The 23,711-nt window shown below is 49.6% G+C and carries 20 protein-coding genes; 5 read left to right on the top strand and 15 right to left on the bottom strand.

Annotated features, from left to right (window positions below):
• Positions 1-69: 69 nt before the first annotated feature.
• From BCV73_RS12170 to BCV73_RS12155, 4 genes are all read left to right on the top strand, one after another.
• On the top strand, positions 70-1,566 hold the full coding sequence (locus tag BCV73_RS12170) for an ABC transporter substrate-binding protein (RefSeq protein WP_089547292.1): 1,497 nt from the start codon (positions 70-72) through the stop codon (positions 1,564-1,566).
• 159 nt (positions 1,567-1,725) lie between these two features.
• On the top strand, positions 1,726-3,486 hold the full coding sequence (locus tag BCV73_RS12165) for a sensor histidine kinase (protein ID WP_089547291.1): 1,761 nt from the start codon (positions 1,726-1,728) through the stop codon (positions 3,484-3,486).
• Complete coding sequence (locus BCV73_RS12160; RefSeq protein WP_089547290.1) at positions 3,461-4,222, top strand: response regulator transcription factor; 762 nt, start codon at positions 3,461-3,463, stop codon at positions 4,220-4,222. Before BCV73_RS12165 ends, BCV73_RS12160 begins: the two co-directional genes overlap by 26 nt.
• A gap of 36 nt (positions 4,223-4,258) precedes the next feature.
• Positions 4,259-5,758 carry an ABC transporter substrate-binding protein gene (locus BCV73_RS12155; protein WP_089547289.1) on the top strand — a complete coding sequence of 500 codons (1,500 nt, stop codon included), beginning with the start codon at positions 4,259-4,261 and terminating at the stop codon, positions 5,756-5,758.
• Between the two features lie 89 nt (positions 5,759-5,847).
• Here the strand turns inward: BCV73_RS12155 and BCV73_RS12150 are convergent, their stop codons facing one another.
• Both BCV73_RS12150 and BCV73_RS12145 read right to left on the bottom strand, forming a co-directional pair.
• On the bottom strand, positions 5,848-6,399 hold the full coding sequence (locus BCV73_RS12150; RefSeq protein WP_089547288.1) for a GNAT family N-acetyltransferase: 552 nt from the start codon (positions 6,397-6,399) through the stop codon (positions 5,848-5,850).
• A 138-nt stretch (positions 6,400-6,537) separates the two neighbouring features.
• Positions 6,538-8,547, bottom strand: a complete 2,010-nt coding sequence (locus tag BCV73_RS12145) for a WD40/YVTN/BNR-like repeat-containing protein (protein ID WP_179231973.1) — start codon at positions 8,545-8,547, stop codon at positions 6,538-6,540.
• Positions 8,548-8,864: 317 nt separating this feature from the next.
• Here BCV73_RS12145 and BCV73_RS12140 point away from each other — a divergent pair, with 317 nt between their 5' ends.
• Positions 8,865-9,644, top strand: coding sequence for a DJ-1/PfpI family protein (locus BCV73_RS12140; RefSeq protein WP_089547286.1), 780 nt, complete (start codon positions 8,865-8,867; stop codon positions 9,642-9,644).
• Between the two features lie 219 nt (positions 9,645-9,863).
• Here the strand turns inward: BCV73_RS12140 and BCV73_RS12135 are convergent, their stop codons facing one another.
• The 13 genes from BCV73_RS12135 to BCV73_RS12075 form a co-directional block, all read right to left on the bottom strand.
• Entirely contained in the window at positions 9,864-10,721 is an 858-nt protein-coding gene (locus BCV73_RS12135; protein WP_089547285.1) for a phosphotransferase, read from the bottom strand.
• 268 nt (positions 10,722-10,989) lie between these two features.
• Positions 10,990-11,634, bottom strand: coding sequence for an SDR family oxidoreductase (locus BCV73_RS12130; protein WP_089547284.1), 645 nt, complete (start codon positions 11,632-11,634; stop codon positions 10,990-10,992).
• A gap of 264 nt (positions 11,635-11,898) precedes the next feature.
• Positions 11,899-12,384 (bottom strand): Cys-tRNA(Pro) deacylase, encoded by a 486-nt coding sequence (gene ybaK / locus BCV73_RS12125; protein WP_089547283.1) that lies wholly within the window; start codon positions 12,382-12,384, stop codon positions 11,899-11,901.
• 184 nt (positions 12,385-12,568) lie between these two features.
• Positions 12,569-13,558: a phage baseplate protein gene (locus tag BCV73_RS12120; RefSeq protein WP_076165580.1), complete on the bottom strand. Its 990-nt coding sequence runs from the start codon at positions 13,556-13,558 to the stop codon at positions 12,569-12,571.
• 178 nt (positions 13,559-13,736) lie between these two features.
• Entirely contained in the window at positions 13,737-15,371 is a 1,635-nt protein-coding gene (locus BCV73_RS12115) for a thiamine pyrophosphate-binding protein (protein ID WP_143811850.1), read from the bottom strand.
• A complete protein-coding gene (locus BCV73_RS12110) occupies positions 15,368-16,663 on the bottom strand; it encodes a two-component system sensor histidine kinase NtrB (protein ID WP_218828130.1) in 1,296 nt (431 codons plus the stop codon). The genes BCV73_RS12115 and BCV73_RS12110 overlap by 4 nt, the downstream gene beginning before the upstream one ends.
• Positions 16,664-17,192: 529 nt before the next feature.
• On the bottom strand, positions 17,193-18,071 hold the full coding sequence (locus BCV73_RS12105) for a hypothetical protein (RefSeq protein ID WP_089547280.1): 879 nt from the start codon (positions 18,069-18,071) through the stop codon (positions 17,193-17,195).
• A gap of 224 nt (positions 18,072-18,295) precedes the next feature.
• Positions 18,296-18,508, bottom strand: coding sequence for a hypothetical protein (locus BCV73_RS12100; protein ID WP_076165586.1), 213 nt, complete (start codon positions 18,506-18,508; stop codon positions 18,296-18,298).
• Between the two features lie 121 nt (positions 18,509-18,629).
• Positions 18,630-19,649 (bottom strand): ABC transporter substrate-binding protein, encoded by a 1,020-nt coding sequence (locus tag BCV73_RS12095; RefSeq protein WP_076165588.1) that lies wholly within the window; start codon positions 19,647-19,649, stop codon positions 18,630-18,632.
• Between the two features lie 16 nt (positions 19,650-19,665).
• Positions 19,666-20,427 carry an ABC transporter ATP-binding protein gene (locus BCV73_RS12090; protein WP_076165590.1) on the bottom strand — a complete coding sequence of 254 codons (762 nt, stop codon included), beginning with the start codon at positions 20,425-20,427 and terminating at the stop codon, positions 19,666-19,668.
• A gap of 3 nt (positions 20,428-20,430) precedes the next feature.
• On the bottom strand, positions 20,431-21,510 hold the full coding sequence (locus tag BCV73_RS12085; RefSeq protein WP_244879274.1) for a FecCD family ABC transporter permease: 1,080 nt from the start codon (positions 21,508-21,510) through the stop codon (positions 20,431-20,433).
• A gap of 197 nt (positions 21,511-21,707) precedes the next feature.
• A complete protein-coding gene (locus BCV73_RS12080; protein ID WP_089547279.1) occupies positions 21,708-22,931 on the bottom strand; it encodes a S41 family peptidase in 1,224 nt (407 codons plus the stop codon).
• Between the two features lie 8 nt (positions 22,932-22,939).
• Complete coding sequence (locus tag BCV73_RS12075) at positions 22,940-23,542, bottom strand: TetR/AcrR family transcriptional regulator (protein ID WP_089547278.1); 603 nt, start codon at positions 23,540-23,542, stop codon at positions 22,940-22,942.
• Positions 23,543-23,711: the final 169 nt, after the last annotated feature.

Genomic DNA, 23,711 nt, shown 5'->3' with positions numbered 1-23,711 from the left:
CAAGACATCTTGGTTTATGATAAATCACTGCTAATCACGGTGATTCAACATCTATAAGGGGGATTTGGAATGAAAAGATCTTTCAGGTTCATATCGACGCTCTGTTTGCTGACCCTGTTGGCCACAGCTCTGGCGGCCTGCGGCGGTTCGAAGCCCGCTTCTACAGCCGATGGATCGGAGACAACCACGGAGCCGTCGAAGGAAACTTCGACAACGACCAAGGATGTTCCGACGCTGGTCTGGTGGACGATCGGCGGCCAGGTACCGAGCAACTTCAGCAAGGCGGTTGACGCCATGAATGCCTACACAGCCGAAAAGATCGGCGTGAAAGTGGACATCAAGGTTGCCAGCTGGGGCGAATGGGATACGAAGATGAACACCATCGTCAATACCGGCGAGCCTTTCGACATCATGTTCACGAACAGCGGAAAGTACAGCAAGCAGGTTGCGATGGGCGCTTTTGCCGATATTACCGATCTGGTTCAAAGTGAAACGCCTGACCTGTATAAGCTGATTCCGCAAAACGTATGGGACGGCACCAAAATCGGCGGAAAATATTATTCCGTACCGACTTATAAAGATTCCGCGTTGACGCAGTATTGGGTATTCGATGACAAGTATGTGCAGAAGTACAATATTGACATCAACAACATCAAGACGCTGCAGGATCTGGATAAGCCGCTTCACGATATGAAGGCCGGGGAAGGTAAAAGCTTCTACCCGCTGCCGATGACCCAAGGCGAAGGCCTGAACGGATTCTTTAACGATTATGACGATTTAACGCTGGGCTTCCCTCCGATCGGCGTGAAAGCGGACGATGCATCGCGCAAGGTCGTTTCTGTTCTTGAACAGCCTGACGTTATGGCTAATCTGAAGCTTTTGCATCAATGGTATCAAGACGGCATCATCAATCCGGATGCTCCGACCAAAACCGAAGCTGATAAAGGCAGACCTTTCTTTGCGGCACAAGCCTTCCCTGGCGCCGAAATCAGCTGGCAGATCAATGATAACGTCCAGAAATACGACATGGTTCAACATTACGGACCGATCTATACCACGAGTACGATTCAAGGTTCTCTGAACGCGATTTCGGCGAATTCGAAATATCAGAAGGAAGCATTGAAGTACCTTGAACTGGTCAACACCGATCCGAAGCTGCGCAACATGCTGGCCTTTGGCGAGCTGGGCGTAGACTACAAAAACGTCGACGGCGAAAAGGTCATCGAGCGTACAACCGATACTTGGCCGCTGGCTGCTTACACCCAAGGCACGTTCTTTAATCTGGCGGTGACGAAAGGCGCTCCGGAAGATCAATGGGAACAAGTTAAAAAGTTGAACGAAGCGGCCTCCTCCTCCACGATCCTTGGCTTCGCGCTGGACATCAGCAATCTGCAGACCGAAGTAGCGAACTGCCAAGCCGTATGGGACAAATACAAGTATGAGCTTATTACCGGCGCATCCGATCCGGAGAAAATGGTGCCGAAAATTACGGCTGAACTGAAGTCGGCCGGCATGGATACGATTATGAAAGCGGCTCAAGAACAAATCGATAACTACTTCAAGTAAAAGAAATGGAAGCGCATCCCTTAATGAGACTCTCTTAAGGGATGCTTTTTCCTTCCTATCTATGAAGTTTCGTACTAATCGTGGTACCTTTGCACTAATCGTGGTACATTGGGATTAGCATTCATGCTTTCGACGAGTTGCTGTCAATCGAGGTGTCTTATGGGCTCTTTTTTGCAAATCAAAATTTACCGCCACAAGTTTATCGCCTATGTCATCTTCGTCGTGAGCATCGGACTCACGCTGGGCACACTGACCTGTGCCATGCTGCTCAACCAATGGGTCGGCAATGCCCGGATCGAGGCGGCGAACGCATTCTCGCGCGTGGAGAATGAACTGCAGTATGACGCCGACCGTATCGAGGCTTACATGCAGCGGATTTACTCCAATCCGGGATTGCTCGACGATGCCAGAAGCTTTGCGAGCAGCAGCGCTGAAGGTTACTTGACCAGCAGGCTGGATCACAGCATCTACTCGCAGCCGCTGGTTTCCTTTCCCGAAGATCTTAAGACCTACTTATACAGCTGGGCGCAGGGCGAGATCACGCAGATCAGCCTGCACAACGGCGAATACGGCAATGTAGTACGCTTTAATGATAACGGTATCGCCAGTTACACATTCGGACTTCCGAATAAAGATGAGGCTTTTCATGACACGATTACGAAAGGCTTCGTATACCGCAAGAAGCTGTCGAATCCTGCGCTGGGCTCTCAGGAATTCGGAGAGCTGCGCTTTTTGGTCAGCAGTGAGCAGGTTTTCAGATCGGTCCAAAATTTCCGGGTTGGCGAAGCTGCGGCCGTCAGTGCTGCCGGCGATATCTACCTGATCGGCGGACACGGCGAAGATTTGGAGCAAATGTCCCGCCTGGCTGCGGCAAATGGACGCACACACGGCATTATTTCAAGGGGAATGCTGAAGCCGATATTTTATGTCACCTTCGCCTCCACCAAGTTTAATTTCAAATTCGTCAGCATCATCGATTTGTCCACGCTGATTCGTCAGCATGCCGGGATGCTGATCACCCTCTTCCTGATCGTGCTGGCCGCGATGGTCAGCGTACTGCTTCTCATTGTCTACAATTTACGGGATGATGCCCTCTTCCTTCACCGCATTATCCAGTCGATCGGACGCGTCAAAACGGCCAATTTTACGACGAGCCGCCCGGCCCGGTACCGGAGAAACGAATACGGAATGATCGCCCGTGAGTTGGATGATATGATACAGCAGCTGGATAAGTACATCCGCAATGAATATTTGCTGAAAATAAAGCAGCAGGAAACCGAAATGAAAGCGCTTCAGAATCAGATTAATCCGCACTTCCTGTACAATACGCTGGAGGTGATCCGCTCTACTGCGCTGGTCAACCGGGACACAGATACCGCCGATGCCATTGCGACTTTAGGGACGCTCTACCGCGAAATCGTGAAGAAGGAAAATATCATTTCGATCGCCAGCGAGCTGGAACTGCTGCAGAAATACTTGGAGATTATGGAGTTTAAGTATCCGGGACGTTTTTATTATCAGGTCAATGTCGAACCGGCCCTCCTCTCGATCCCGACCGTGAAATTTTGGATGCAGCCGCTCGCGGAAAATTTCTTCATCCACGGCTTTGATGCCGGTCATGAGTTTAATTTGTACGTCGTTAATGGCTGGGAAGCTGATGACGGTTATGTGCTTGAATTTGTGGATAACGGGCAGGGAATCCCGGCGGAGCGTTTAAATACCGTTCGGCGCACGCTGTTTAACCAGGATGACGCTTCCTCCGGAAGTATCGGGCTCCGCAACGTATATACGCGGCTGCATTTCTTCTATGGGGACGGCTGTACGATTGAAATCGCGAATAACGAGGAAGCCGGGGTCAAGATAGCGGTACGGATATCAAAAGAGGTGATTGAACATGTACAAGTTGATGATTGTGGATGACGAGCCTCAAATTTTGGAGGGCATGAAACGGATACTGGACTGGAACCAATACGGGTTTGGCCGCATTGAAACGTGTGAAACGACTGAGGAAGCCATGACCAAAGTGGTTGACCTGCAGCCGGACGTGGCCATCTTTGATGTCTGCATTGGCAAGACACTCGGGTATGAGACCATCAGCAGGCTTAACGAATTTAAGATCCCGACGAAATACATTATTATGAGCGGCTATAGTGAATTCAAATATGCTCAGGAAGCCATCCGCTGCGGTGTCAAAGACTATCTGCTCAAACCGGTGGAGCGCACCAAGCTGCAGCAAGTCATTGAGAAAATCATTGTCGAGGATCTTAACGGTACGATCGGCGATAAGAACAGCGAGAACCTGAACAGGGATCCCGTATTAGGGGTTCAATATGAGCACCTTTCCAAGCTCGTCAACCGCATTTTGCTGATGATCAAGTTGGAATACGCCCAGAACATAACGTTAAAATCCGTAGCGGAGCGCTTCCAAATGAACAGTACTTACCTGGGACAGCTGTTTCTTAAAGAAACCGGTATGAAGTTTTCGGAGTACCTCATGGCATACCGGATGCTGCTCGCAGAAGACCGAATCCGTTCAACCGAAGAGAAAATATCTTATATCGCGTTTTCCGTCGGCTACAACAATCTCAATTATTTCTATACGCACTTTCATAGCTTTTTCGGAAAGTCTCCTTCCGATCTCCGCGGAAAAGCTTAAGCTGCGTACTTTTCGGAAAGGAGGCTGCTGGTGGTCATGAATGATAGACGCAAGCCGCTCTTAATGACCCTCTCTCTGATTTTGCTGCTCTTATCGTCGACAGGCTGCTTTCGTCAGTCCGGCCAAAATAGCGACTCCGATGAAGGTGCACCGGTCAATCTGATTTATTATACAATTGGAGAACCTGATAAGGATTTGCAGCTCGTCAACGATAAGATTAACGAAATCATGGCACCCAAAATCGGCGTCACCGTCACGTACATCAAGGTCGGTTGGCAGGAATATGAAGATCGGCTGCACACGCTCATATCCGCTGGCAGTCCATTCGACATCGCCTTTGTTCCCGATTACGCCCCCACGGCGATGCGCGGTGCCTGGCTGAGGCTGGATGACTACCTTCAGGGACTGGGCAAGGAGATGTACGACGAGGTTGATCCGATCTTTTGGCAGGGAGTTCGCATGAATGACGGTGGCATATACGGCATTCCGACTAATAAGGAGCTGGCTGTGCGCGATCAGTGGATGTACCCTGCTTCTATCGTGGATAAATACCATATCGATATTTCCAAGTACGATACGCTGCAATCGCTTGAGCCTGTTCTCCGGATGATTCAACAGAAAGAACCGGATTACGTGCCGATGGAGCTTGATCGGGATTCGCACAATTTCTTTGCACTCGATGGCTATGAGTACATCATGAACAACAAGATTCCCTTAATGATCAAATCGCTGGATCCGAGTGCCGAGGTTGTCAATATATTCGAAACCAAGGAAGCGCGGCGGATTCTGGATACGCTGCGACGTTATTACAAGGAAGGCTTCATTAACAAGGACGCCGCGCTGCGGGAACCCGGAGGCTTGAAGCGGGGAGCCAAAGTATTCTGGAAATCCTCCGGCGGCGGTCCCCTTTCGGAGACGACCTGGAGCAAGGACCGCGGCTACAAGGTTGTGGCGAATCCCGTCACGCCGAGCGTTGTCACCACGGAATCGGTCCGGGGAGGTATTATGGCGGTCAATGCCAACACTAAGCATCCCGCCGAGAGCATCAAGTTTTTGAATCTGCTGAACACGGATCCGGAAATACGGAACTTATTTAATTACGGTATTGAAGGCGTGCACTACACGCTTGATGCCAAAGGGCAGGTTGTCCCCATCTCCTCAAAAGATAAGGATGGAGCCGATGGCTCGTCCCGTTATGCTGGAGTACAGTATACTCAAGGAAATTGGTTTATCCTGAATACGATGGGCGGCGACTACCCGGATCCCCTCGATAAATGGGAGCAGTTCCGTCAATATAACGCTGGAGTCGTCAAGTCGGCCGTGCTCGGATTTACGCCGGATCTTAGCAAAATGACGGCTCAAACCGATAACATTGAGATGGTCTGGCAGAAATACTACCCCAGCCTGATGACGGGCTCTGTCGATGTTGGCGCGATCCTCCCCAAGTTTAATCATGAACTGAAGCAGGCTGGTATTGAAGACGTGCGTAAAGAAGTGCAGAGGCAGCTGGATGCTTGGCGTGCAATCAGCAGGTAGCCGTTTGCAAATTCAACTTTGCGCGTACAATCCGTTCTTTAATTAGTACTTTCCGGCAGCCGATCATGCAGCATGTGACCCGCTGCCGGTCATTTCATCGAAAGATATTCCTCTTTCAACAGTCCATAATACACAAGATCCTCGTATTTCCCCTGCTTTTTAGCATGCTGTCGTAACGTGCCTTCATATTTCATCCCCACCTTAGCCATCACTTTACCCGAGGCGGGATTCCTGCCAAAATGACGCGCAAATACGCGGTTTAACCTCATTTCTTCAAAGGCGTAACGAACGATTCCCTTTGCGGCTTCGGTACAATAACCATGATTGCTATAGGGCTTCCCGATCCAATAAGCAAGTTCGCCATGGTCAAATGGCTGATGGAATGCGATGCAGATTGCACCGACCACATATTGTCCTTCCTTATGTACGATAGCCAGCTCGAGGGATCGTCCCTGCTCAAACTGATCTTGGTGGGATGCAATCCAATTCTCCGCTATGCCATCTTCATAGGGATAAGGAATATATAACGTCATATCGGCGATGTAGGGATCCCCGGCTAATTCCTGAACAGCCTTGGCATCGTCTAGGCAAAAAGGACGTAATAGCAGCCTGTCTAGTGGAATGGTCGGCAATGCTTTCATGCACCAGTCCCCCTTTCTTCTTATTTACATTTAATTAGATTTTAGTTCAAGCGAAGGATAAAAAAAAGCCGCCGTTTGGCGGCAGCAAATGGGCACATGTTTTCAACTTCTCCGATGTCCGGCTAGCCCTGTCGATGATCACTGCTGAACGGACCAGCTCACCCCGCCATCAGCCGTCACGGCAGTTCCCTGCAGGAACTGAATCCAGCCATGCTGCGGATCGGAGAAGCCAATCGATCGGACGTCTACCATCTCGGCATCTGCGGGAAAAGGATGATCCGTCCAGGTTCGGCCCCCGTCATACGTCATCAGTAGGCGGGTAATCACACCGTCTTTGGCTTCGAAATCTTCAATAAGCATATACCCGTGCGTTTCATCGCTAAAATAGACAGCGTCCGGATACCAGTCCTTGTCCAGCGTCAATACCGTCTCCTCCGAATGGTCCGCACCGAACCGAATGAGCTCAAGACTTCCCTTGGTGTCCGTCTGCTTCAGCAGCCATCCACTGGTATAGGAGGTCAAGGAGACTTGCATCTCACTAATTTCTTTGCTCACCAGCGTTTTGCCCCAGGTCTTTCCGCCATCCGAAGTGCGATAAATAGCCTTCCCTTCTCCCGTGGCGAACAAGACACCATGATTTGTGTCAAAAAACCGGAAGGCTGAAACGTCGGATATCCCCAGCTTGTTCAGCGATTCGCTGGAAACTTCATGCCAGGTGAGCCCGCCGTCCTGGGTTTTCAATAAAACATGCTGGGGGTCTTTATCCCGGAAAGCCATCATGAAGCCTTCTTTCTCACTGACAAAGCTGATTTTCTCAAGCCGGATATAAGAATCCAGGGAAGCGATGATCTTCCAGTTCGCCCCTCCGTCGATCGTTTTCAGGACCTTACCGCTGTCCAGCTGGGTCCCGATGCCAAATCCGAGTTGACGATTGATAAAAGCCATGTCCTCTGTCGGACTGCCATACGGCTCGGATAGCGGATAAGACTCCTGCCAGCTTATTCCCCCGTCAGTCGAGTGAATGAGAAAATCGGAGCCGTTCATCCCGTCGACGGCGGCCCATATTACCTTAGCGGACACCATCTGTACCTGATTTACTGCCACCGCTTTGCTCACACTGGTAAAGCTGCGGCCGCCGTCCTTCGTCAGCCAAATGCCTCCTTCGATCGGTCCCGCGCCCGGGTGCAGCGAAATTACGCCGGATTTCCCGTCGAGCAGCTGAATACCGTTTACATAAGGACGACCCGTCCGCTGTGTGCTCATTTTAGTCCAATGCTTACCACCGTCAACAGTACGGTAGACGTCCCCGCTCAGCATCCCCTTCTCATTTGTCAGCAGCCATCCGGTATTTTCACTCGCAAACTGGATTTGAAAGGCGGACAAGGGCGAATCCTTCGCAAAGAGATCCAGCTGCTTGGACCATGTCCGCCCACCATTATTAGTCTTTACAACAGCCAGCTTGGTATCATCCTTGCCGACCGTACCGACCACATAGCCGTTGCCGGCTTTTGGAAAGCTGGTGCTGATCGGTCTGAAGTCCTGAATTCCAAACACAGCCGTTTGAAAATGATTTCCCCCATCCTGTGTGAGCAGCAGGCGCCCGTTTACAAGCATCGCGCCGCTTTCCTCATTTACGAACGACAATTTCCGCAGAACGGGATTGCCTTGGCTATGGTCCTCTTGGGATTCGGACTTCCATTTTGTCATCCAGCTGCGGCCGCCGTCTCCGGTTCTCAACAGACGGATCTGTTTGCACTGCAGCTGTCCTGCGCTGCTGGAACAGTTGTCTTCGACCAAAGCATACCCGGTTTTGGCATTGATAAAATCCAGGCTGCGTATATACTTCCCAGGCAAATTCTGTTCCTGCCACTGTGTCCCGCCGTCCTGGGTGGACAGCAGCCTTAGTTGAGCGTCAGTACGCTCTTTGACCGCAAATCCGTTTTTGGAATCGACGAAATCGATGACCGGGAGATCATACGGGATATTCCCGTTCCAAATGAGCTCCTTTCCCTGCTGCGGCTGAATAGGGATATCAGCCGAAGACAGCGCGGCCGCTGCTGGTTCCGTCCCTTTAGCACACCCCGTAAGAACGGCTGCCACAATGGACACAAGGACTGCTGCTCTGAAATGCCTGCGTCTTATTCTCATGTTTAACGCCTCCTTCATCCGCGCAAAAAACATTCTGTAAAATAAATCACCTGTGCTTTACCGTCCAAGGCTTAAGATTGTTTATGACAAGTTTTATTATAGAGTTTGCTTTAGTGCGATGGGTTAAGGATTGTTCTCGTTTTGGAGTCAAGATTTTCATATTTTCACGGTTCGATGTATTGTGAGGGGTTGTTGATCCTTTTGTGACTTTTATAGAACGCCGTTTGTGATATTCGCTTGATATGATTCTACTGCGAATAAAAAACGCATGAGCTATATTGCCTGGGCTTGGTGCGAAGAGAAAGGAAGATTCAGAAATGAGAAAGATGTTTGCATTATTTTTGTCATTGGCATTGGTACTCAGTCTGGCTGTCCCCGCCGCAAGTGCGAATGCTGCACCAGACAATCAAAACAGGAAGGATAACCTTCATGTTCAAGTCGTGCTGTTCGATGGATTCGATTTGCTCGACGCCTTGGCGCCCTATGAAGTATTTGCCGCTTCGGGTATGTATTCCGGTGACAAAGTGACGGTCGAACTGGTATCCGCAGAAGGCAAGCGTTCTGTTCCGAGCGGGCTGGGCGGACCCTCTCTGGAAGCGAAATCCAAGCTGGACCCCCATCAACCGGGAATTATTGTGGTGCCTGGTGCTGCCGGCAAGCCGGCGGGAAATACTCCTGATTCCATTCCGAACCTTCTTTGGAAGGCGAAGCAAACGTCCTTAACCAGCATGATCAAACAGGCAATGAACGATAAAGAAGTGACGGTAGCAACGGTATGCGGAGGTTCCTTATTGCTTGCGATGGATGGACTGCTGAAAGACCGGCATGCCGTGACCAATCCGATTGGCATGGCTGCGTTAGGTGCCGCGGGCGCAATCCCGGTAGAGGCCAGAGTTGTTGAGGATGGACCACGCCTGGTCAGCGGCGGAGGCGTGACTTCAGGATTGGACGTAGCTCTATATTTGGTCGAACGCGAGTTGGGGCCGCAGATCGCTAACGCTGTAGAAAACTTATTCCAGTATGAGCAGCGCGGCACGGTATGGAAAGCCGAAGGCACGGCGCCCATCGACTTTTTCAAGAATACAGCTGTAAAATAAGCGAACGCTGTTCCTTTCATAAGATCAAAGATCGTCGTTTGAGCTGAAAATGTAGTTATGAACATAATAAGACACCTCTAAAATGCCATGGCATGTAAGAGGTGTCTTTTAGTTAACGTATCAGGATCATTTCGGTCGAGATGAACTTCATCAGCAGGATAGAGGTATGTTCGCACCGATGGTCGGTAGTTTTTGTTATTGCGGTTAGTCACTGCTAAGTTAGATCTGCTTCAACTCGAGCTCGCGAGCAATTTCGGCAATAAGGCGGTCGAACCACGGCTTCCCTTGAGGAACCCATTTCCTGGCCGCTTGGGCATACCATGCGAGATGCAGGAAATGATAGATTTGCATAATGCCGATCGGGACGTAACGAACAGGATCAATACCCAGCGAATGTAATAAAGCAGCAGCATCCAGTGATACCGGCCCCCGAATCGGGCGCTGCCAGTCGAGGACCCGGTACCCGTCGTTTGTCACCAGCACATTTTCCGCTTTGAGGTCTGCATGAACATATCCTGAAGGTGAACGGAGTTCGGTAAGCAATGCCGGGGCTTGACTCCACTCGCGCAGTTTGTTGACCTTGCCGATGTCCACTTCCTTGAAGCTTCCTTCATGAATACATTCGGAAATATCATGAAGAGCACCCTCGATATATGCGGCCCATCCTTCTTCCGTACTAATGTCGAACATCATGACAGGCAAATCTCCATGGATCTGTGAGATCATGTCTATCAGATCATTGGCGATGCCGGCTGCCTCCGCATCTTTTAAAGGAACGTCCTTCAGCCGCGGTGCCTGGATTTCTTCCATGAGCATAGCCGTCATATGGCCCTTAGCTTCGATCACGCGAACCGGCACCAGGAGCGGAGATTGGGCACGAGCATAAAATTGGGCTTCCAGCGTCGGCGGGGCTTGCACTTTATAAATGTAACGGCCTCCCTGCTCCGTAACCAGGCTCTGAACACACGATAATGGCCATTCATGGATGGTGATCCGTTGTGAGACCGGGCTGCCAAGATATTCTGCCAGTTCTTCGTCGTCGTGAAGCAGCAAATTAAACGATGGATGACGATGCATGCGATTCTCCGCTCCTTTTCGAAATACTCGGCATATTGCAACCAGGTTTAAATTGGCTAAAACAATTATGAATCTTTTTTACTTCGTGATAGCGATCGGTTATCCTCCTTGATCCTTTCGACCTTTGCAACCCATGATCGCTGATGAAACGGAGCGGCAGGGTAGGACATCGCGGCAAAAAGCCGCTTATTCAGCGGCTTCAATCTTATCACAATGTACTTACCGTAATCTGGTTTATCTAGAAATACCCCTTGGGTCTCTACGGTGTTTATAACGCGTTTAACGCTTCCAGGATTGGGGTTTCACCACTAATCAAATCAAAAGCTTTACCGATCGTATGAGGATTTTCCAATGATGCCAGAATAGCCTCAGCCACATCTTCACGAGGAATTTCCCCCCGATCCAGGTCAACCGCCGCACTGACCTTCCCCGTTCCGGGTTCATTGATCAGCCCTCCTGGGCGAACAATCGTATAATCCAGGCCGCTCTGCTCGAGCCAAATATCCGCATAATGCTTTGCGGCGCTGTAGTAAGGCGCACTCTCCATCCAAAGCTCGCGGTGATGGACCCCGATCGCGCTCACCATGATGAAGCGGTGCACCCCGGCTTGTTTGGCAGCCTCCACCGATTTGATTGCACCATCCAAATCAATCATCATCGTCTTATCGGCTCCGGTATGGCCGCCCGAGCCTGCAGTAAATACGACTGCATCCGCCCCCTCGGCAGCGCGGGCAATCTCATCGATACTTCCTTCCAGGTCAGCAAGCACCGCTTGCACGCCCTGCTCTTCAAATGCCGCTTTCTGCTCGTCGCTTCGTACCATTGCGATGGCATTGTGCTTGTTGGATTCCTGCAGCTTTCTTACAAGATGCCGGCCAATCTGGCCATTGGCTCCGATAATCAGTACGTTCATAATCAATCCTTCCTTTCTTCTATACTAATTATGGATAAATAAGATTGTTTTTAACGCCTTGCTTTCCATATTTGTTATGGATCAGGGCTATCTTTTGGTATAATCATCCTGAGGTGTTTAACGATGGATGGAAAAAGATTTGTACTGATTATGGTCATTGTTTTAGTGATAATTGGCGGCTTTTTTATCGCATTTATGCAGCTTTTGAGTTCAATAGGCAAAATCTGATTGGACCTGCAGGTTCATGTGTTTGAACCCGTTCCATCATTGCGGGCTACTGTACACAAGATCGGCCAGCACTCCCTCTGCAGCTGCCGCTAAGTCCTGTCCACTTAGAAAAATTTGCAGCCCCCGTCTTCCTCCGCTAATGCTGACGACTTCCATGGAGCTCACGGATGTATTCATATACAGCGGATACTTCTTTTTCATGCCCAGTGGAGACACGCCGCCCCGGATATACCCTGTTAAGGATTGAATGTCTTTCACGGGCACCATCTCCACTTTTTTATTGCCGCTTGCAGCGGCCAGACTTTTCAGATTCAGTTCCCGGTCGCCTGGAATACAAGCTGCGATGACCCCTGTCTTATCCCCTTTTAAAATGAGCGTCTTGAACAGCTGGCCGGGCTCCAACCCTACTTTCGCGGCAACCGTTGCCGCATCCAGCTGATTTTCGTCCCATTCATATTCGTGAAGCGAATACTGGATTTGAAGCGTGTCGAGTATTCGGCAGGCATTCGTCTTGGCTGACAATTTTCTTCACCTTTCCTTTGCAATGACGATTCGTTAAATAACTGGCCGTTGAATAGCTCAGTACTATTTTATCATGCTAATGGACGCCTGGAAAAATCTCATCATCGCTGCCAATAGAAAAACAACCTGAACCATGCTCAGGTTGTTTTCTGTCTTTTCATCGAACCAGATAACACGATCGCGATTAAAAAATGCTGTCTGGAACGTAATAAATTTTCTGGGTATTCTGCTTACTGTCGGGATTGGTTACGATATTAAAATAAACGTTCCCGTTTTTGTTTTGTACACCCTCGATTTCATGTTTTCCCACGTTGGTGATTTTCACCAGACTCTTATAAGCTCCTGTGTTAGATATCATAGCAATCTGCGGGGTGTTTCCTTCAGCGCCACCAGACGTATAAATTTCCGTTTTGCCAAGCAGGTCGGCGCCTTGGAAGGAACCGTTCGGTCTCACGATGGCACTGCCCGACTGGGTAAAGCTGGATACACACGCTGCCTTCGCCGCCGCACTATCCAGACGGACCTGCTCGTTGCTGTCCAGCAGCTTGTTCAGTTTAACCGTATCATAAACGGACCAGGTGACCTTTCCTTGTTTCGTTTGAACCCGGAAAAAGGTATATGTGCTGTTTCCGCCGCCGTCAACACGGTACGTGTCGCCTAGTCTTGTGCCCTTTTTGTTGGCGTAATTCATATACGTGAACCGGTGAAGGTCTGTATAATCCAAGGTCTTGCCGGCCGAATATTGAAGTCTCGCGACCTGGAGCGACCAATAATTGCTTGTTGAAGGATCGGCTTTTGAGCTGAAGTAAAAATAGTTGATCCCTTTGTAGGTATACATATCAAGCGTTTGCCCGTGACCGGCATTGGTGATCTTCATTTCATCCTTGTAAGTAGCGGTATTGCCGTTGATAACCAGTCTTGATAGATAGACCGTCCCTTTGGACCGCTGGGTAACATATACGTACTTCGAAGCAATATAAGCTTTCTGAACCGCCAGTTTATGATGAAGTCCTTTGAGGTTGTATGCCAGTTTCGCCGAAGCGTTGACGGTTTTTCCCGGCGATGCCGCAAAGGCGGTCAGACTCGACATCCCAAAGAGCAGGATGGAAAGAGCAACGAAGCAGAATAATTTAAAATGCTTGTTCCTTGAGATCAATGACTGAAATGAATACATCTTGTTGATACCTCCATTTAGAGTTGTTAGCATTATGCTAATAGAAATAACTGGCTATGAAAACCGTTTTTCAAAGAATTAGGGCTAAACACTCACATGATTTTCCCAGCAAAAATAAAAAAGCGCCATATAGGCGCTTCTCTCGCGTGATCCGGTCAATTCGGTATGCAAAAACACCTTAGTCGAGCTTCATTTGCCGGGCCAAGGTGGAAGGGATCTCCTCTTTGTCCACGATCACGTCAATCACAAAAGGCTTATTGAGCTGCAGTGCCTGTTTAAACACATCCGTAAATTCGCTGAGCGTCGTGCACCGTGCACTGTCCGCTCCCATTGAAGCCGCATACGCTGCGGCATCCAAAGGCTGCTTAAAGACCGTGCCGTCGGTTCTTCCGGTAAACTCGCGCATCCCTTTTAATGCCATATCCAGCTGTCCGTTATTGATGACGATAAAAATAACCGGAAGCTGCTCGGCGACGCAGGTTGAGATTTCGGAGCCCAGCATAAATAAACAGCCGTCTCCCGTCAAGCAGATGACGTTCTGGTCCCTGTCGGCAAATTTTGTACCAATCGCCATCCCGATCGCATTGGCCATCGAAGCAAAATAGGAATCGAAGAAAAAGGTGACGCCCGGCTTTACATCCAGCCAACGGACCGCATGGTACCCATGTGCGCCATCATCAGCAAAAACCGTGGTTTGCTCAGGAATGATATCCCCTACCGCCTGGCAGACTTCCGCAACCGAAAGGGATTGAAGCTCGGGCAGCGGATCATGATACCGCTCTCCAACCCGCATGTCATTACTTACAATTTCATTAGGATTCAGGCGCAGCAGCTCCTCCAGATTCGTTGCGATATCGCCGAACACATGCGTATGCTCAGCCTGGATAATCCCGCCCATAAATTCATAAGAGATATCGAACTGAACGATCCTTTGCGGGAAATAAGAACGGTCCAAGCCCGCCAGTGCGGTATCGCTCAATCGCGATCCCATCACCAGCATCAGGTCGACACCCGACTCCAGCAGGTGTTTGGCTTTTTGGTGTCCGCCAAGACCAAAAGGTCCGTAATATTGTGCATGCATCGAATGGATGCTCCCCTTGCCACCGGGAGTTGTGACGACGGGAATCTGAAACTGCTCGGCGAACCTGGCGAGGGGCTCCTGAGCTCCGGAGAGGACGACCCCCTTTCCTGCCAGAATGACCGGGTTTCGGGCGGCTCGCACCTGATTCACCACATCCGTCAGATTGGTTGCGGCATAGTTTAGACGGCTTGACGGAATATGGATATTCGTCTCGGCTACCGGCGAAATCATCACATCAAACGGGATGCACAGATGTACCGGACCTTTGCGCCCGGTCATGGCTTCGCGCAGTGCATGATTAAGGATCGCCGGGAAGGTATCGGCGCGGGAAACCATCGTGCTGAACAGCGTAACGGGCTTCATAATTTCCGCCAAATCGATGCCGAATAACGAGGAATCCTGGCATTGCGGGATCCCTGTTTCTGCCGCCGACTGATGTCCCGTGATGAAGAGAACGGGAAGGCAGTTCATTTTCGCATGCGCTGCGGCAGTGACCAGATTGGTCCCTCCCGGTCCTGAAGTTCCGACGACCACCCCCAGCTTTTTCCCCGCAAAAGCATAACCTCCGGCTGCAAAACCCGCCCCGCTTTCATGCCTTCCGAGAATAAATTCGATTCCCTGGTTGCCAAATTCCAGAATCACGGGGGCAACCGATTTGCCCGGAATTCCGAAAACATGCTGAATATCCAGGCTGACCAGCGTTTCAACTAAGAGCTCTACGACATTTTTCACACAGGACACTCCTTTAAAATGCCTGACAAAGGTAATCGGATATTGAATTCCGTTCCTGCACCCAATCTGGAATCGACGGTGATCTCTCCGTTATGATTGTTAATAATGCGGTAGGATACGGATAGACCCAGACCCGTTCCGTTCTCTTTGGTCGTAAAAAAAGGGTTCTGTATTTTTGTGAGGTTTTCAGGACTAATACCGCTGCCATTGTCAGAAATAGTGATGGTTAGATGTTTGTTTTGTATGGTAGATTTTAAGGTTACGGCTTCTTTAGGCTGAGACGCTTCAACGGCATTTTGTAAAATATTGATCAGTACCTGCTTAATTTGCGAAGCATCGGCATACAGGATGTCCTGGTCGCCGGTATGGTAATCCCGGATAAACCGGATATCGTGCAGCGCGGCCTGTCCTTCCATAAAATCAAGCACGCTGTCAAGGAACAGATTGATTTCGATCGGCTTGACGATTGGAAAAGAAGGCTTGGACATCGTGACAAAATCCGATACGAGATTTTTGACGCGCACCAGCTCCTCGTGTACGAAACCCAAATAACGGGCCGTGTCCGGGTCCAGCGGCCGCTCGCGGATAATTTGCACAAAGCCCATGATGGAGGTTAGCGGGTTGCGGATTTCATGGGCCAAACCGGCAGCCAGCTTGCCGATGGCCGACAGCTTTTCGCTGACGATGATCTGCTGCTCCAGCAAATAACGTTCGGTAATATCCCGCAGCTGCGCATAGGCGCCTTGGATGATCCCGTTTTCAAATATCGGAATGATGTCGGCAAGGCAAACCGTGTGTGTCCCGCCGGCGTGAAAATGAACCTCGATTCCCCGCTGCCGCTGGCCGTTAGCGATCGTTTGCAAAAAATGCGGTCCGAGCTCCGTAATTTGATAGGAGGACTGTCCGACGGAAATATAATCGGGGATGATGTTCAGGGCGACGTGGTTGAAATCGACTACGGTTCCGGAGCGGTCAGCCAAAAGAATTCCGGTATCCAAATTATCGACCATGAGATGGTGCAGATCCAGCTGCCGCTGGTTTGTTTTCCTGAGCTTCAGCTCCCTTCCCATAGATTCCACCATATTCACAAGCATGGCGAGCTGGTAATTGCTGAAATCGACGATGCTTGTCATCAAGGAGATCGTTCCTTCGCGCACCCCATGATTTCCTGGAAACGAAAAAGGGACGCTGTGGCAGGCCGATTCGTGCAGAACAAGATGATAATGATCCGTCCCTACCGTTTGAAACGGAATTTTGTTCTCCAGTGTGATCAGCGTCGCACATATCCCCACCTCTCTCTCAACCAGCAAGCTCCCTTCTTTAATATTCAGCTGTGAAAGATGTTCTCTAATAATCCGATCACCGAAAGAATCAATTACCAAACCTTTGTCATCCGTGACGAGGAATGAAACCATTTGCCCGTTTAGTAATTGAATCGTGTTCTCTCCAAATCCCTTGGTAACCTCTAGTATGTCGGCATATACTCTCTTCTGTCTCTGTAGATGCTCTTCGGACACGGTTGTTACGGGTGAGGGAACATCTGTTGGCTGCATTCCATAAGCGATGCAACGTCGTCGAACCTCGGCGAGGTAATTGTTTTCCATGTGGTCGAACCCCCAAATTACGACTGTACTTCCTATATCTTATAGTAAATTTGGCGTAAGGAATATAAATATTTTGGGGATAAGGCAATATTTTCAAAGTTAATGTCGAACAAACAAAGAGACCGTCCCCAGGTCTACGGACCCAGGGACAGCCTCTTCATGGTGCTAAAGATAATCACAGATCATCTAATCATCCATTGGTTTCAAATCACTAATTTCAAATGGCTTCTTCAACCGAAATCGCTCCGACCGAAGTGGAAAGCGTAATGACCGGACCCCCGCCGTTGAAGTCGGTGGAACCGCTCGATACACCGGAAATGGTTCCGAGTTCGCTCTGAACCTTCAAGGTGCAAGACAAGGAAGTTGCCAGTGCCGCTTGGACTCCGCCTACATCGGTGCCTACCTGAAGAGTGCTGTCCTTCTCCATTTCCTGGATGTCCACACGGACGCTTCCGGCATCCGACTGGATTCTGGAATTCCCTGCAACATGCGCTCCTTCAACGGTTATACGACCAACACTATTTTCAACCTGATACGATCCGTTCAGGTTTTTCATCGTAATGCCGCCGACATCGTTAACAATTTCATAACCGGTGATCCGATCCGGTACGTTGACGACATATTCGATTAACAGCTCGGATTTCCCGAAACGGGACTCTGCCCAATCCCATAAATCTCGTTTGGGATCCCCCTTTGCATGTGTCACGATTTCCATCGTGCCGTTGTTATCCACAATAGAGGTTTCCGCTTGCTCGGCAATATTGCGGTGAGTCTGATCATTTAAAAACCAGATGGTGGTCTCCACGGTGATCTTATTTCCTGTACCCCGTACGAGCGTGATATTCCCTGCTTTATGGTGAATTTGTAGCGATGAATCCGCCCCAACTTCCTGTGCGGCCGTAAGCTGAATGCTGTCACCCTTGCTTTTGATGCTTTCTTCGATACCGCTCACTGTATCCATGACCGTTGTTCCGGCAGTCATTGCCGTTTCGTGCGCCCCCTGCTTGAGCTTTTGTGCAGCATCCTCCACGGTTCCGCAGCCTGCGAGCAGCATGACGGCAAGTACGGCGGTCGTCCCTGTGATTATGTTTTTCATTTGTACCCCCAGTTTCTTCCTGTTTGGTTATGTATAATATTCATTATAAGGAAAATCGCATGGAGCACACCTATCAAAAGGCCAGAGTAATCACTAGACCTTAGTCGAGGATAACGGAATGGACGAGAAGCCCATCAGCCTGCTGGGTATAGATATGAAAGTCTTCACGACAAAAAAACAGCCCGGATCGTTCCAGGCTGTCGTTCGGTATGCTAATGACCCATTCAGCTTTTAGACGGAAGCTGTTTTTCGCTGTTTTTGCCAAAGCCGGACTCATACACGGTAAAAAAGGAAATGTTCGAAGTTTGCACCTGATGCTCATTCAATTCTACCCATTCCTCGCTCTTCAGCCTGGAAATTACACCGCTGACGTCATCGGATATAATATTAAGTGCTTCTCCGCCGACAAAATGAATCGTAATGCTGGTCTCGCTCATCGCTCCCACCTCCCATTCATTTCCTATTGGCATAGTATGGCCCAGGCTGTTACTTCTTATTTACACAAATCAGAAGGAAGGAAATCTGATGGAGGAGCGGCTGATTCTATAGGATATGAAACTATTTAAACAAGTCAGGGTACATTTCTTTCGCCAGCTTTTCCATCCCGTCGATCGTATTGTAGCCATAGCCAAACATATAGTTGTAGTCCACCGCATAGATTTGCTTGTTTTTGATCGCCTTCATGCTGGACAATTTGGGATTCGCATAAAGTGCCTCTTTGAGCTTATCCTGGGTCGTGCCGCCCGTCGTGCTCCAGTCCGGGATGATGAGTACATCCGGGTCTGCCTGAATCAGCATTTCGACGCTGACCTCGCCCGTTTCATTCTTAAAGACATTGTCCAGTTTGACCATTTTGAACGCATCATTAAAAAATGTTTCTTGTTGGGCTGCGTATACGCTCACTTCCTTCGGATCGCTCATATGGAGATAGGCGAATGTTTTCTCCGCTTGGATCCCTGCGAGTTTGGAAGCGATGCCTTCCTGCTTCCCTTTCAGCTCCTGGATGAACGACTCGGCCTTGTCTTGTACGTTAAAAATTTCACCTAGATGTTCAATATCTTTGTAAATCGAGTCATAGGTTCCCCCAGTCACGGACGATTCCAGAACATAGGTTTTGATTCCCATGCCGTTCAAGGTGTCCACCGTACCGACTCCCCAATCGGCGTTATCGAATAAGCCGCCCCGTCCGTAAACCAGGTCAGGATTGGTACCCAGCGTAACCTCTTTGCCGACGTACTCGTCGCTAAGGATATTCAGTTTGTTATATTCCGATTCGACCGCTGGATCCGGTGCCCCGAAATTCGCGCCGACCCCGGCGATTTTGTCGCCAAGTCCAAGGTGAAGCAGCAGTTCCGCTGCCGGGCGGGTATTGGCCATGATGCGTTCTGGCGCCTTATCGAATACCTGCTCTTTTTTCTCCCAGGTCGTTCCGCCTTCCGCCTTCGTGAAATTTTCGATCGTTACCGGATAGTGGCTGGCAGCCTGGGCCTCCGGTTCACTGGTTTTCGCCGCATTTCCGCAGGCGCTGAGCACCAGTATTGCCGCAATCCCGGCAGTCAGCAGCAGATGTTTTTTCACTTGTCTTCCTCCCCTTTTATAGACCATAAGCAAATCCCAACCCGTTCGTAACCGGATTGATATATGTCTTACACTTGATCTGATACAGCGCTTCAATGTTCTCCGGCGTCAGCACCTCTTCAGGCGTGCCATGCGCATATACCTCGCCATGCTTCATCGCATAGAGATAATCGCAGTAATGAGCGGCCATTTCCAAATCGTGAAGCGCGGCCAGCACCCCGATATCCAACCCTTTTACACAAGTCAAAATTTCGAGCTGGTACCGAATGTCGAGATGATTCGTCGGTTCATCCAAAATCATGAATTTAGGCTGCTGCGCGATCGTCCGCGCCAAAATGACCCTCTGCTTTTCCCCGCCGGACAGCGACAAATAGCTGCGCTCTTTATAATCCAGCAAATTCGTTCTCGCCAAAGCTTCTTCCACAATCGCCATATCTTCTGCTTTGTCGGATTCCAGCAGCTTCTTGTGCGGCGTCCTGCCCAGCATGACCATCTGCTGGACCGTTAAATCAAAATTCATCTCATTGAACTGGCCCACGACGCCAAGCCGCTGCGACACTTTCTTTTCGTTCGTTTTCAGCACATCCAGGTCGTCTAAATAAACAGTCCCTTTCTGCGGAACCAGGCTCTTGTATATGCTTTTCAACAGTGTGGATTTCCCGCATCCGTTGGGACCGATCAGGCCAACGAACTGCCGGTTTTTGACCTGGATCGAAACGTTCTTGACGATATCTTTTTTGCCGATCCGGACTTGCATTTCCTTTGCGGTCAACTCCATGTCTCACCCTCCGAAATTGTAGCCTTTTTTCACGATCATGTAGATAAACAGCGGCGAGCCGATCACTGACGTAATGATCCCGATGGGCAGTTCCACATTATGAATCAGCGTTCTGGATAAAATATCCGACCAGATCAGGAACAATCCGCCCAGCAGCAGCGTTCCTGCCGTCAGCCGCTTATGATCCGCGCCAAAGATCCCCCTGCCGATATGGGGAATGATTAAACCGACAAAACCGATCATGCCTGCATAAGCGACCATCGTACCGGTAATAAGCGCAGCGGCGATCATATAAAACTTGCGGTAGGCACTCAAGTTAATCCCGAGCGTAATGGCTGACTCGTCCCCGAGCAGCATCGTATTGAGCACACGGTGCTGCAATAGGAACAATGCGCAGCCGAGCAGTACAACCGCCGCCATGATTGGCGTTTTATCCCAGCTGGAGGAAGCCAGACTGCCCATGGACCAAAATGTGACGGTCTTGATGCCCTCCGCGTTGTTGGCAAAATAAATGACCAGGCTGGAAAAGGAACTGCACAAGGCACCGATGACGACGCCGGATAAGACGAGCTTTACCGATGTTGCTTTGCCTCCGATGCTGGATAACACCAGCACGGCAATCGACGTCACCATGGCCCCGGCAAAAGCCCCGAAAGCGACGCCGAACTGGGACAGCAGCGCACCGCTGCCGAATCCGACCAGGATTGCAAAGGTTGCTCCCAGGGATGCGCCAGACGAAATGCCGAGAATATACGGGTCAGCGAGCGGATTTTGCACGACCGCCTGCATGATCGTTCCGCATAAGGAGAGTCCCATGCCGATCAAAAGGGCAAATATGACGCGGGGCATCCGGACTTGCAAAATGATGTTGACGTAGGAGTCGCTCTCGACATGGCTCATCGATCCCCATTTGCCGTTGGTCAAGGCATGAACGATGATCTCCCACGCCTGCCTGAAAGGAATATGTACCTGTCCAATCGATACGGAAAAGACAGCGGATAACGCGATTAGAATCATCAAGATTAAAATCACTGCATAATAGCCTCTTCCCAACCTAGTCGTTGTTCCTTCCTTCGTATTCAAGAATTCACCTCCTATCGATGCGTACCGATGTCTGTGTATGTAATGACAATGATAATGATTATCATTATCGAATATATTAAGGCATATTCTTCCGCATGACAATCCCTAGTTAAAAAATAAGTTGGGTTTTATGTCCTCACAAAATCATAAAGGCCGGGCACTGTATGCCCGACCTTCGTTTAATTATCGAATTACAATCATGCATTTTTGATAACCTCAAGCGCCTTCTCCAGCGCTCTGTCCCTTCGTTGATACAGATCTTCTCTCCTCACCGGAACTTCGATATCAGGTACGATGCCGATATTCTCAAATGGGTCCCCGTTTGGAAAATAGGAGCGGATGGCTGCGACCAGCACAACGATATTGCCGTCATCGAAATGCTGGACGAGCGGCTGACCGGTTGAACCGTAAGTCCTCTCTCCGATGATGATTGCTCTTCCGTTGTCAATAAACGGCATGGTAAAGTCTTCGGCTGCAGAACCGGTGAATCGATCCACCAAGATAATGACATTCCCTTGGTAGGAGGTTTCGACCGAAGGCTGCGTATAGTCCGGATCAAATACGGAATACCGATAATCCGTTGTAAACGATATTTCGGCATTCGGATGCCGACGGTATAAAAACTCAGGATGGCGCGCCATCTCTTTCCACCACCGATACGGCCGATTCATAAGTTTGTGGGTTAACCTTCCCGGCGTGTTCCCGCCGCCGTTTCCTCTCACATCGATGATGATCGATGAGGCGTGTTGATATTCCCCGATCAGATCGAGAGCCTTCTCTTCAAACCTCGAATGGTTAAAGCTTGGAATATGTATATATGCAATTTTGTCTTGCTGCAGCCATTTTCCTGATGTTTCGCCATTGTTGTGACTGTTATAATCTATAGGCTGACGAGATAACGTAACCGTTCGAGTATGGCCCTGCTCATTCAATAATTCGATATCTGCCTGCTCCTTCATGTAAAAATGCGAAATATACATAGGTAGGCGGCCAGCCATCATACGCCAATCCGTAATCCTGAGCCACTGGTTCAGCTCATTCAGCCAATCATTTATCGATTTGCTAGCAATGGATACCACCATATCTCCGGGGTTGAAAAGCCCGGTGTCGTCTTCCTTTACAAGCCAAGAGCCATCCGACTCCAGCAGTGATAATGGAAACGCCCCGCCATGCGGGAACAGCGCCGCCCTGTCGATATAATTCGAATGTGCATTACAAAGCTGTCCAAAATACGCCCACATCACCTTTTGAAAATCAGCCCGGTTCTCGGCCGCTGCGGCTTTGTCGAAAAACTCTTTTGCGGCTTCCCCCAATTCATCAGGTGTGATGGTTGCACTCTCCCAATGCGCAAATGCCTTTTCGGTCATCCGGATCGTTTCCGATAAAATCAAAAGCCGCTCTTTTAAAGATAATTCCTGCATCCAGCCATTCACTCTCCCTTCGTTTCCATCCGGCTGCGCGTCAGCAAATAAAACTGCTTGGCGAGAAAGGCCGGTGTGTACGGCATGTCATTGCGCAGCCAGGCCACGATCGTACCAATAAGGGCTGCCGATCCATGCCAGATGGCGATGTCCTTGGGTATGCCTGCTTTGTAACAAAAAGACTCGGTCCCCATCTCTTCGATTCTTGCCGAAATTAACTCGGTCAGCATATTTAACAGCCTTTCACTGAATATGGGCGCCTTCCGCGATCCCAAGATCACCTTGTAAAATTTGTGATGCTCCGCAATATGCTCCAAAAGCCGCAGCATCATGAACCAATCCTCTTCCTCGGTTGCCGGTTTTTCCGGCTCGATGCCCACGGCCTGCTTGAAATCTTCGATCATATCATCAGCCATCTTTTCCAGCATGTCGGGAATATCGCGGTAATGCAAATAAAAGGTGACGCGGTTAATGGTGGCACGTTCGGCGATCCGGCTGATGGACATCTTCTCGATATCCATCTCCTGCAGCAGATCGATAAAAGCATCCTTGATGAGCTGCCTTGTACGAAGCACTCTGGGGTCGGTCGGCTGTTTGGAAACGTCGGGCATTTTTTTCCTTCCTTTCTCCTGGCCTGCGTAATAGACAATTTAATAGCAATGTGCAGTAATTCTCAACACTAATCAACATTTAAACAGTTAAACGATAACTAATTTACATTTTCTAGTGAAAACGTTGTTTGTAAGCTCCAACGGTTCTGTCTATAATCTCATTTATACA

The sequence above is a fragment of the Paenibacillus sp. SSG-1 genome (genome assembly GCF_002224835.1).
GTDB lineage: Bacteria > Bacillota > Bacilli > Paenibacillales > Paenibacillaceae > Paenibacillus_AQ > Paenibacillus_AQ favisporus.
Note: the sequence above shows the minus strand (reverse complement) of the source record. Positions and strands in the feature narration are given on the sequence as shown.

Bases quoted from the DNA above. Each gene is read 5' to 3' on its own strand.
- BCV73_RS12140 (WP_089547286.1), top strand. From the start codon at position 8,865: ATGAGAAAGATGTTTGCATTATTTTTGTCATTGGCATTGGTACTCAGT.
- BCV73_RS12160 (WP_089547290.1), top strand. From the start codon at position 3,461: ATGTACAAGTTGATGATTGTGGATGACGAGCCTCAAATTTTGGAGGGC.
- BCV73_RS12165 (WP_089547291.1), top strand. From the start codon at position 1,726: ATGGGCTCTTTTTTGCAAATCAAAATTTACCGCCACAAGTTTATCGCC.
- BCV73_RS12105 (WP_089547280.1), bottom strand. From the start codon at position 18,071: ATGAAAAACATAATCACAGGGACGACCGCCGTACTTGCCGTCATGCTG.
- BCV73_RS12080 (WP_089547279.1), bottom strand. From the start codon at position 22,931: ATGCAGGAATTATCTTTAAAAGAGCGGCTTTTGATTTTATCGGAAACG.
- BCV73_RS12120 (WP_076165580.1), bottom strand. From the start codon at position 13,558: ATGTATTCATTTCAGTCATTGATCTCAAGGAACAAGCATTTTAAATTA.
- BCV73_RS12145 (WP_179231973.1), bottom strand. From the start codon at position 8,547: ATGAGAATAAGACGCAGGCATTTCAGAGCAGCAGTCCTTGTGTCCATT.
- BCV73_RS12075 (WP_089547278.1), bottom strand. From the start codon at position 23,542: ATGCCCGACGTTTCCAAACAGCCGACCGACCCCAGAGTGCTTCGTACA.
- BCV73_RS12100 (WP_076165586.1), bottom strand. From the start codon at position 18,508: ATGAGCGAGACCAGCATTACGATTCATTTTGTCGGCGGAGAAGCACTT.
- BCV73_RS12170 (WP_089547292.1), top strand. From the start codon at position 70: ATGAAAAGATCTTTCAGGTTCATATCGACGCTCTGTTTGCTGACCCTG.
- BCV73_RS12150 (WP_089547288.1), bottom strand. From the start codon at position 6,399: ATGAAAGCATTGCCGACCATTCCACTAGACAGGCTGCTATTACGTCCT.
- BCV73_RS12130 (WP_089547284.1), bottom strand. From the start codon at position 11,634: ATGAACGTACTGATTATCGGAGCCAATGGCCAGATTGGCCGGCATCTT.
- BCV73_RS12135 (WP_089547285.1), bottom strand. From the start codon at position 10,721: ATGCATCGTCATCCATCGTTTAATTTGCTGCTTCACGACGACGAAGAA.
- BCV73_RS12090 (WP_076165590.1), bottom strand. From the start codon at position 20,427: ATGGAGTTGACCGCAAAGGAAATGCAAGTCCGGATCGGCAAAAAAGAT.
- BCV73_RS12155 (WP_089547289.1), top strand. From the start codon at position 4,259: ATGAATGATAGACGCAAGCCGCTCTTAATGACCCTCTCTCTGATTTTG.